Source organism: Aquipuribacter hungaricus (assembly GCF_037860755.1).
Lineage (GTDB): Bacteria > Actinomycetota > Actinomycetes > Actinomycetales > JBBAYJ01 > Aquipuribacter > Aquipuribacter hungaricus.
The window spans coordinates 1-9474 of record NZ_JBBEOI010000142.1 but is presented as its reverse complement, the minus strand read 5'-3'; the positions used below and the strand labels follow the sequence as shown (position 1 = coordinate 9474).

At 76.2% G+C, this 9474-nt stretch carries 10 protein-coding genes; 6 read left to right on the top strand and 4 right to left on the bottom strand.

All coding sequences use genetic code 11. The features are described from left to right. Together WCS02_RS13780 and WCS02_RS13775 are read right to left on the bottom strand one after the other, a co-directional pair. A partial coding sequence (locus tag WCS02_RS13780; RefSeq protein ID WP_340294181.1) for a UvrD-helicase domain-containing protein occupies positions 1–1070 on the bottom strand: 1070 nt, incomplete at its 3' end. Next, positions 1067–1426 carry an MGMT family protein gene (locus WCS02_RS13775; RefSeq protein WP_340294179.1) on the bottom strand — a complete coding sequence of 120 codons (360 nt, stop codon included), beginning with the start codon at positions 1424–1426 and terminating at the stop codon, positions 1067–1069. The genes WCS02_RS13780 and WCS02_RS13775, both read right to left, overlap by 4 nt. Before the next feature lie 203 nt (positions 1427–1629). Between WCS02_RS13775 and WCS02_RS13770 the strand changes: the two genes are divergently transcribed. The 3 genes from WCS02_RS13770 (at position 1630) to WCS02_RS13760 (ending at position 4881) form a co-directional block, all read left to right on the top strand. Beyond that, positions 1630–3060, top strand: coding sequence for a sensor histidine kinase (locus WCS02_RS13770; RefSeq protein WP_340294177.1), 1431 nt, complete (start codon positions 1630–1632; stop codon positions 3058–3060). A gap of 65 nt (positions 3061–3125) precedes the next feature. Further along, the gene (locus WCS02_RS13765) at positions 3126–3791 is read left to right on the top strand and encodes a response regulator (RefSeq protein ID WP_340294183.1); all 666 of its coding nucleotides are present in this window, start codon (positions 3126–3128) and stop codon (positions 3789–3791) included. Between the two features lie 109 nt (positions 3792–3900). Beyond that, positions 3901–4881, top strand: a complete 981-nt coding sequence (locus tag WCS02_RS13760; protein ID WP_340294175.1) for a DUF4097 family beta strand repeat-containing protein — start codon at positions 3901–3903, stop codon at positions 4879–4881. Positions 4882–4926: 45 nt separating this feature from the next. Here the strand turns inward: WCS02_RS13760 and moeZ are convergent, their stop codons facing one another. Continuing rightward, positions 4927–6129: an adenylyltransferase/sulfurtransferase MoeZ gene (gene moeZ / locus WCS02_RS13755; protein ID WP_340294173.1), complete on the bottom strand. Its 1203-nt coding sequence runs from the start codon at positions 6127–6129 to the stop codon at positions 4927–4929. A gap of 84 nt (positions 6130–6213) precedes the next feature. Here moeZ and WCS02_RS13750 point away from each other — a divergent pair, with 84 nt between their 5' ends. After that, entirely contained in the window at positions 6214–6849 is a 636-nt protein-coding gene (locus WCS02_RS13750) for a TetR/AcrR family transcriptional regulator (protein WP_340294171.1), read from the top strand. A gap of 151 nt (positions 6850–7000) precedes the next feature. Beyond that, positions 7001–7240: a DUF3107 domain-containing protein gene (locus WCS02_RS13745; RefSeq protein ID WP_340294169.1), complete on the top strand. Its 240-nt coding sequence runs from the start codon at positions 7001–7003 to the stop codon at positions 7238–7240. A gap of 123 nt (positions 7241–7363) precedes the next feature. Here WCS02_RS13745 and WCS02_RS13740 read toward each other — a convergent pair whose 3' ends face one another. Then, the gene (locus tag WCS02_RS13740; RefSeq protein ID WP_340294167.1) at positions 7364–8020 is read right to left on the bottom strand and encodes a ferritin-like fold-containing protein; all 657 of its coding nucleotides are present in this window, start codon (positions 8018–8020) and stop codon (positions 7364–7366) included. 52 nt (positions 8021–8072) lie between these two features. Between WCS02_RS13740 and WCS02_RS13735 the strand changes: the two genes are divergently transcribed. Further along, a partial coding sequence (locus WCS02_RS13735) for a DEAD/DEAH box helicase (protein ID WP_340294165.1) occupies positions 8073–9474 on the top strand: 1402 nt, incomplete at its 3' end.

Here is a 9474-nt window from a genome sequence, read left to right as displayed (position 1 = left end):
CCGGCGCCGGGGCCGGCCACCGGGACGGCGGCGGGCGACCAGGGGCGGGGCGCGGCGCCGTGGATCTCGCGGCCCAGCGCGGCCGAGACCCGCTGCACGGCAGCCGCCCGGTCCAGGGGGCGGGCGACGGTGGTGAGCCGCACCGGGGCTGCGGCCTCGCCGAGGAACCCCGCAGCGTGCTCGAGCAGGCCCGGCTGGGCGCCGCGGAAGGTCTGCGTCCCGCCGTCGGGGTCGCCGACGACGCACAGGTCGCCGACGACGTCGGCCGCCTCCCGCACGAGGGCCCACCCCGCCGGGGTGAGGTCCTGGGCGTCGTCGACACCGAGGTGGCCGACCTGGTCCCCCAGCCAGCCCGCGAGCCCGGTCGAGCGGTCGGCGAGCAGGCCGGCGGCCACGGAGACGATGCTCGCGGGGTCGTGGGCCTCGTCCTCCCGCAGCCCGGCGACCTGCTCCAGCTCCAGCAGCACCCGGGCGGCCGCCGCCCACTCGGGGCGGCCGTGGCGCGCGGCCAGGTCCGGCAGCTCGTCCGGGTGGGCGCCGTGCTCGACGAGCCGCGCCGACATCTCGCGCAGCTCGTCGCGGAACGTGCGGGTGGCCCGCAGCGCCGGGTCGAGCCGGTCGGGCCACGACGGGTCCGTGCCGTCGGCGGCGTACCCCGCGAGCAGCTCCGCCAGCGACTCGTCGCGCTCGCTGGCCGTGACCAGGCGGGGAGGGCGGCGGCCCTCGCGCAGCGCGTGCTCGCGCAGCAGGGACCACGCCAGGGAGTGCGGCGTGCGCGCCACCCGCGGGCCGCCCGTGGTCGGGGACCCCTGCTCGACGGCGTCGCGCACCCGGTCCGCGGCGCGCCGTGAGGGCACGAGCAGCAGCGGGGGCGGCCCCGGGCGACCGGTCCGGTGCACGGCCCACCGGACCAGGGCGGTCGTCTTGCCCGTCGACGGGCCGCCGAGCACCACCTGCCGCCCCGCCTGCCCGACGACGGGGACGAGCTCGGCAGGCAGCCCCGCAGGCGCACCCGGAACAGCGGACAGGACGTGCGCGCCGGACGCGCGCACCCCGGGGGACGCGGTCACCGCCCGGCCAGCCAGCCGGGCAGGTGCAGCTCGGACAGGGCAGAGGCCAGGTCCACGCGCACGGCCGAGGGGTCCCGGGGGTCGGCGCGGCGCAGCGGCGTCCCCTCGTCCGCCCAGCGGCGCACCGCCTCGGCCGGGTGGGCGGGCGCGGCCCCGCTCACCGGGCACACCCGCCACCAGGCCACCGCAGCACCGTGCGAGGACATGACGCTGCCGACCGTGCGGGCGCTGCCCCCGAGGCCCGCCCCGGCCAGCAAGGAGGCGACCCGGCCGTACGTGGTGACGCGGCCGGGCGGCACGGAGTCGACGACGTCCAGCACCGCCTCCTCGTACTCCGTCAGGGTCGCCTCGTCCACGCCCACAGGATGCCCGCAGCCGCGGACACAACCGGACCGGCCCCGACGCCCGGACCCGGTCGGACCACGCACCAGGGGCACCGGCCCACAGCTGCACCTGCGCCGGGACCGGCCCGCCCGGGCCGGGCGGGGGGTTGTCCCCCGCACGGGTCGGCGTGGTCGCGCCACTGCCGGCACCGGCCCGCGGCTCCTACGGTCGTGCCATGACCACCGCACCCCCTGCAGAGCCCGGCCGCCGGCGGCGCGCCCTGGCGTCCACGTGGCTGCGCGGCTGGGGCGCCCTGGTCCACCTGGTGCTGGACCTGCTGCTCGCCGGCGTGTTCCTCGCGGTCGTGCTGTCCGTCGTCGGGACGGCCCTCACCGGCGCCCTGCTCGTCGGCCTGCCGTTCCTCGCGGTCATGCTCGCTGTCGCCTTCTGCATGGTCGGCGCGGAGCGGTGGCGGATCGCGGTGTTCCTCGGGACCTGGGTGCCGCCGATGGAGCGCCGTCCCCGCCACCTGCCCGCGTGGCGCCGGGTGCTCCTGGACCCCCGGCCGTGGCGCGCCCTGCTGTACCTCACGCTCGTCTCGCTGTGGGGCCTCACCGGCGGCCTGCTGGTCACTGGCCTGCTCCTGCTGGGCGTCGTCGCGCTGTTCGCCCCCGCCCTGCCCGAGGGGACCGTCGTCGCCGGCCTCGCCGTGCCGGAGGCGCTGCTGTGGCCCGCCGCGGTCGCCGGCGTCGCCCTGCTGCTCGTGCTGCCGTTCCTCGCCTGGCTGTTCGGCCGGGTCGACGTGGCGCTGGCCCGGCTCAGCATCAGCTCCGACCCCGCGGCCCGCGTCGCCGAGCTCAGCGCCCGGGTGGACACCCTCACCGAGACCCGGGAGCGGGCCATCGACTCCGTCGAGGCCGAGCGCCGCCGGATCGAGCGCGACCTGCACGACGGGCCCCAGCAGCGACTGGTCGCTATCGCCATGGACCTGGGCATGGCCCGGCAGCGGCTGCGCACCGACCCCGGCGGGGTCGAGGAGCTGCTGGACCGCGCGCACTCCTCCGCCAAGGAGGCCGTCGCCGACCTGCGCCGCGTGGCCCGCGGCATCCACCCCCCGGTCCTCACCGACCGCGGCCTCGACGCCGCCCTGTCCGCGCTCGCGGCCCGCTCGCCCGTCCCCGTGTCGGTCAACGTCCGCCCGGGCCCGCGCCCCCAGGCCCGGCTGGAGGCCATCGCCTACTTCTCGGTGTCCGAGGCGCTCACCAACGTCGCCAAGCACTCCGGTGCCGCGTCGGCCCGGGTCGACGTGTCCACCCGGCTCGTCGACGGCCGCGAGGTGCTCGAGGCGACCGTCACCGACGACGGGCACGGCGGCGCCGACCCGCGCCAGGGCACGGGGCTGACGGGCCTGCGCGACCGGGTCCGTGCCGTGGACGGCGAGGTCCTCGTGTCCTCGCCCCCGGGCGGGCCGACCGTGCTCACCGTCCGCCTGCCCCTGGCCGGGGCCGCGGGGACCACCCCCGCCCAGGCTGGGCCCGGCACCGCCGGCCCGTCCGCCGGCCGCGCCGCTCCCCCGGCGGCACCTGCCGCCGCCACGAGCCAGGGCTCCACGAGCACGGGCACCGCCGTGACCGCACCGATGACGACGACCGGAGGGACCCCGTGAGCCACCCCGCGACCCAGCCCGTGAGCCACCCCCAGGACCGCCCCGCGGACGGGCCCGAGGGCCAGGTGCAGCCCCGCCGTCCCCGCCTGGTGCTCGCCGAGGACAGCGTCCTGCTGCGGGAGGGCCTGGTGCGGCTGCTCACCGAGAACGGCTTCGACGTCGTGGCCGCGACCGGGGACGCCGAGTCCTTCCTGGCCGCCGTCGCCCAGCACGCCCCGGACATGGTCCTCACGGACGTCCGGATGCCGCCGACGTTCACCGACGAAGGCGTCCGCGCGGCGCTCGTCGTCCGCCAGCAGTACCCGGACGTGGCCGTGGTCGTGCTCAGCCAGTACGTCGAGGAGAACTACGCCTCGGAGCTGCTCGCCGGGCGGGCCAAGGGCGTCGGCTACCTGCTCAAGGACCGGGTCGCGGACGTCGGCGACTTCCTCGAGGCGATGCAGCGGGTCGCCGCGGGCGGGACCGCCCTGGACCCGGAGGTGGTGTCGCAGCTGTTCGCGCGGGCCCGCCGCGAGGACCCGCTGTCCACGCTCACCCCGCGCGAGCACGACGTGCTCCGGCTCATGGCCGAGGGCCGCTCCAACTCCGGCATCGCGGCCGCCCTGTTCGTCACCGAGGGCGCGGTCGAGAAGCACGTGTCGAACCTGTTCACCAAGCTCGACCTGCCCCCGGCGGGCGACGACCACCGCCGCGTCCTGGCGGTCCTGCGCTACCTCGACCACGTCGACTGACCAGCCCCACCCGCGACGCCAGCACCACCGCACCAGCGACCCGCCGCACCGCCGACCAGCCGCACAGCCGCCCGAGCCGCCCGCCGCCCCGTCCAGACCGGAGACGACCATGACCGTCCAGCCGCCCGCCCCGTACGGCCAGGCCCCCTACGGGCAGGCGCCGTACGGGCAGACCCCGTACGGGCAAAGTCGGTACGGGCAGACCCCGTACGGGCAGGTCCCGTACGGGCAGGTCCCCTCCGGCGGCGGCACCGACGGCCCGCCGCCCCAGCAGCCCGGCGGCGCCACCGCGGTCGCGCCGCCCCCCGGCAGCCGCCCGCCCGTGCCGTGGTGGGCCGGGGTCCTCGCGGTGCTCGGCGTGCTCACGGTGCTCGGCGTCGTCGGCGCAGCGGTCGCCGGCCTGGTCGTCGAGGCGTCGACCCGGGACGTCACCGAGCGGGTCGACGAGACGGGCGTGCGCACGCTGCGCATCGAGGGCGTCACCGGCGGGGTCAACCTGGAGACCGAGGACGCCCCCGCCGGGACGGTCCGCGGGTCGACCGAGGTGACCACCGCGTTCCAGGAGGCCGAGCTGACGACCGTCCGCGACGGCGACGAGCTCGTCCTGCGCGCGACCTGCCCGGACACCGGCTGGCCGCGCCGCTGCGACGTCGGCTACGACCTCGTCGTCGACCCCGACCTGGACGTCGTGGTGGACATCGTCACCGGCGGCCTGCGCGGCAGCGGGCTGGCCGGCGACGTCGACGTGTCCGTCACCGCCGGCGGGGTGCTGCTGGAGGACACCCGGTCCCAGGACGTCGGGGTCGACGTCACCACGGGCGGCATCGCCCTGTCCTTCGTCGAGCCCCCGCGGGAGGTCCGGCTCACGGCCACGACGGGCGGGATCGACGTGGGCGTCCCCGACGACGGCACCGCCTACGACATGCGGACGTCCGTGACGGTCGGCGAGGTCGGGGTGTCCCTGCCCGACGACGACGACGCGGAGCGAAGCATCTCCGCCTCCACCACCGTCGGTGGGATCAGCATCCACACCGGTGACAGCCAGTACGGGCCCCCGGACTCCCGGCCCGACCGGACGGCCCGCCCCTAGGCGGGCGGCGCGCCACCGAGGGGCGGCGCGCCACGGACGGACCCGTCAGTACGTGGCCTTGTGGGGCTCGACCTGGTCGACCCAGGCGAGCACCCCGCCCCCCACGTGCACGGCGTCGGAGAAGCCGGCGCCCTTGAGGACCGCCAGCACCTCCGCCGAGCGGGTGCCGGCCTTGCAGTGCAGGACGACCGGCCGGTCGGCGGGCAGCCGCTCCAGCGCCGCCCCCGACAGGAACTCGCCCTTGGGGACCAGCACCGCGCCGGGGATGCTGACGATGTCGGCCTCGTCGGGCTCCCGGACGTCGACGAGCAGGAAGTCGTCCTCGCCGCGCTCGCGGGCCTCCAGCCGGTCCCTGAGCTCGAGGACGGAGATGGTCGAGCCGCGCACGGCGTCGGAGGCGTCCTCGGACACCACGCCGCAGAACGCGTCGTAGTCGACGAGCCCGGTGACCGGGGCGCCGTGCGGGTCCTTGCGCACCCTCACCTCGCGCCAGCTCATCTCCAGGGCGTCGAACACGAGCAGCCGGCCGAGCAGGGTGTCGCCGATCCCCGTGAGCAGCTTGACGGCCTCGTTGACCATGACGGAGCCGATGGACGCGCACAGCACGCCGAGGACGCCACCCTCGGCGCAGCTGGGGACCATGCCGGGCGGCGGCGGCTCGGGGTACAGGTCGCGGTAGTGGACCCCCTCGGCGGTGGTGCCGTCGGGCCCGGCGGGCGGGTCGGCCCAGAACACGCTCACCTGGCCCTCGAAGCGGTAGATCGACCCCCACACGTACGGGATGCCGAGCAGGACGCAGGCATCGTTGACGAGGTACCGGGTCGCGAAGTTGTCGGTCCCGTCGAGCACCAGGTCGTAGCCGCCGAGCACCTCCAGGGCGTTGGAGGAGTCCAGCCGCTGCTCGTGGAGCCGGACCTGCACCCCGGGGTTGACCTCGAGCACGGAGTCCCGGGCCGACTGCGCCTTGGGCCGCCCGACGTCGGACTGGCCGTGGATGACCTGCCGCTGCAGGTTGGACTCGTCGACGACGTCGAAGTCGACGATGCCGAGGGTGCCGACGCCCGCCGCGGCCAGGTACAGCAGGGCGGGGCTGCCGAGGCCCCCGGCGCCGACGACGAGCACCCGCGCGTTCTTCAGCCGCCGCTGACCGACCATGCCGACGTCCGGGATGATGATGTGGCGGCTGAACCGGCGGACCTCGTCCACGGTCAGCGCCTCGGCGGGCTCGACGAGCGGGGGCAGGCTCACGGGGCGTCTCCTCGACGGCGGGGCGGCGGTCAGCGGGAGAACCCCTCCCGCCCCGGGGCTGTTCCCGCCGGTACCCTCGCCGTGATGACCAGCGCCGCCGCGGCCCCCTCCGCGGACACCGTCCGGGGGACCCGCCTGTCGCGGCCCGCACGGCGCCAGCAGCTGCTCCGCGCGGCCGAGGAGGTGTTCGTCGCCTCCGGCTACCACGCCACCGCGATGGACGAGATCGCCGACCGCGCCGGTGTCTCCAAGCCGGTGCTCTACCAGCACTTCCCGGGCAAGCTCGAGCTGTACCTGGCGGTGCTGGACCGGCACGTCGACGCCCTCGTCGACGCCGTGCGGCAGGCCCTCACCGTCACCGAGGACAACAAGCAGCGCGTCGCCGGCGTCACCGCGGCGTTCTTCTCCTTCGTCGACACCGACGGCGAGGCGTTCCGGCTGGTCTTCGAGTCCGACCTCACGTCGGAGCCGCTCGTCGCCGACCGGGTCGCCCGGATGACCGCCGCGTGCGCGGAGCCGATCAGCGTCGTCATCGCCGAGGACACCGGCCTGCCCGAGCACGAGGCCCGCATGCTCGGCATCGCGCTGGTCGGCCAGGCGCAGGTGACCGCGCGGTGGTGGCTGAGCAACGGCCGGCCGATCCCGCGCGAGGACGCCGCCCGGCTCGTCTTCTCGCTGTCCTGGCGCGGCATCCGAGGCTTCCCCAAGCACGGCGCCTGAGGCTCCCGCCCGGGACCGGGTTCCGCCCTGGGCAGAGGCCGGAACAGGTGCCGGAGGGGCTCGGTTAGTCTCGTCACGAGCACCGAAGCCCCGCCGCCGCGGCGGGCACCCCCGGGCGCGAGAGCGCCCACACCACAGTCAGGGAGGCACCGTGGAGGTCAAGATCGGCGTGCGCAACGCCGGGCGCGAGCTGTTCCTCGAGTCGTCGCAGACGTCCGAGCAGATCGCCGAGGCGGTCTCTGCCGCCGTCGCCGCGGGCGGCGTCCTGGAGCTCGTCGACGAGAAGGGCCGTCGCGTCTTCGTCCCGACCGAGGCCCTGGCCTACGTCGAGACCGGGCCGACCGAGGTCCGCAAGATCGGCTTCGGCACCGTGGGCGCCCCGCAGGCCTGAGCCCCACCGGCCCACCAGGACCGGCACCAGCACCACCCGGACCGCCCCTCCACCACCGGTGGTCGGGGCGGTCCTCTGCGTCCGGGGGCGCACAGGATGCGGCACGCCCGGGCAGCGGCGCGCTCAGGCAGCGAGGCCGAGCACCTTCATGCGCTCGCCGTGGCGGTCCATGATCCGGGCGAACATGTGGCCGATCTCGGCCAGGTCGGCGCCGGGCTGGTCCTCGGTCCCGACGAGCAGCGCCGCCAGCCCGTCGCGGTCGACGGCGACCCGCTGCGCCTGGCTGAGCGCCTCGCCGACCAGGCGGCGGGCCCACAGCGCGAGCCGGCCGGCGAGGCGAGGGTCCCGGTCGACGGCCGCCCGCACCGCGCCGGCGACGACCTCGGTGTGGCCGGCGTCCTCGAGCACGAGGTGCACCAGGTCGCGGGTCTCGGCGTCGACGAACGCGGAGATCTCCCGGTAGAAGTCGGTGGCGATCCCGTCTCCCACGTAGGCCTTGACCAGCCCCTCGAGCCAGTCGTTCGGCGCCGTGCGGTCGTGGAAGGCGTCGACGGGGGCGACGAACGGCGCCATCGCCTCCTGCGGCTGCGCGCCGAGCCCGGAGATGCGCCGGGCGAGGGCCTCGTAGTGGCGGAACTCGGTGGCCGCAACCTGCGCCAGCGCCACCTTGTCGGCCAGGCTGGGGGCCAGCTCGGCGTCGCCGGCGAGCCTGCTGAAGGCGGTCAGCTCGCCGTACGCCAGGGCGCCCAGGAGGTCGACGACGGGCGCGTGCGGGGCCATGCGGGCACCCTAGCCGCCGCCCCGGCCAGCACCGGCCCCGTCCTTGGCTAGGATGCGGGCCATAGTGACTGACCAGACCTTCGCCGACTTCGGCGTCCAGCCCGAGATCTCCGCGGCCCTCGCCGGCGCCGGGATCACCCATCCGTTCCCGATCCAGGCCATGACGCTGCCGGTCGCCCTGCAGGGGGCCGACATCATCGGCCAGGCCAAGACGGGCACGGGCAAGACGCTCGGCTTCGGCATCCCGCTCGTGCAGCGCGTCGTCGGCCCCGGCATGCCCGGCTTCGAGGAGCTCGAGGCGCCCGGCAGGCCGCAGGCCCTCGTCGTCGCGCCGACGCGCGAGCTCGCGCTGCAGGTCGCCGAGGACCTGACGACCGCGGCCAAGCGCCTGCCCGTGCGCGTCACCGTCATCTTCGGCGGGCGCGCCTACGAGCCGCAGATCGAGGCGCTGCGTGCCGGTGTCGAGATCGTCGTCGGGACCCCCGGCCGCCTCATCGACCTGGCCAACCAGGGCCACCTCGACCTGTCGCACTGCCGCGCCGTGGTGCTCGACGAGGCCGACGAGATGCTCGACCTGGGCTTCCTGCCCGACGTCGAGCGGCTGCTGTCCCGCACCCCCGCCGGCCGCCAGACCATGCTGTTCAGCGCGACGATGCCGTCCGCCGTGGTCTCGCTCGCCCGGGCGTACATGACGCAGCCGACCCACATCCGCGCGCACGACCCCGACGACGACGGCGCCACCGTCAAGCTCGTCAAGCAGTTCGCGTACCGGACGCACCCGATGGACCGCATCGAGTGCCTCGCGCGCCTGCTGCAGTCCGAGGGCCGCGGCCTGACCATCGTCTTCACGCGGACCCGCCGCAACGCCTCCAAGGTCGCCGACGACCTGGTGGCCCGCGGGTTCGCCGCCGCGCCGATCCACGGCGACCTGGGCCAGGGCGCCCGCGAGCAGGCGCTGCGTGCGTTCCGCAACGGCAAGGTCGACGTCCTCATCGCCACCGACGTCGCCGCGCGCGGCATCGACGTCGAGGACGTCACGCACGTCGTCAACTACGAGTGCCCCGACGACGCCAAGACCTACATCCACCGGATCGGCCGCACCGGCCGCGCCGGCGCCGCGGGCACGGCCGTGACCTTCGTCGAGTGGGCGGACACCGTCCGCTGGACCGTCATCGCCCGCGAGATCGGCATCCCCTTCGACGAGCCGGTCGAGACGTACTCCACGTCCCCGCACCTGTTCACCGACCTGCTCATCCCCGAGGGGACGACCGGCCGGCTCCCCCGCGCCTCGCGCACCCGCGCCGGCCTGGAGGCCGAGCAGGTCGAGGACATCGAGGGCGCCCCGAAGCGTGCCCGCCGCGACGAGGGCGGCAGCCGCGACGGTGGCCGTGAGGGCGGTCGTGGTCGCGGTGGCGAGCAGCGCGGCGGCGAGCAGCGTGGCGGCGAGCGCGGCG

Excerpts from the sequence above, each read along its gene's own strand:
- WCS02_RS13760 (WP_340294175.1), top strand. The coding sequence starts at position 3,901 with ATGACCGTCCAGCCGCCCGCCCCGTACGGCCAGGCCCCCTACGGGCAG.
- WCS02_RS13770 (WP_340294177.1), top strand. The coding sequence starts at position 1,630 with ATGACCACCGCACCCCCTGCAGAGCCCGGCCGCCGGCGGCGCGCCCTG.
- WCS02_RS13740 (WP_340294167.1), bottom strand. The coding sequence starts at position 8,020 with ATGGCCCCGCACGCGCCCGTCGTCGACCTCCTGGGCGCCCTGGCGTAC.
- WCS02_RS13750 (WP_340294171.1), top strand. The coding sequence starts at position 6,214 with ATGACCAGCGCCGCCGCGGCCCCCTCCGCGGACACCGTCCGGGGGACC.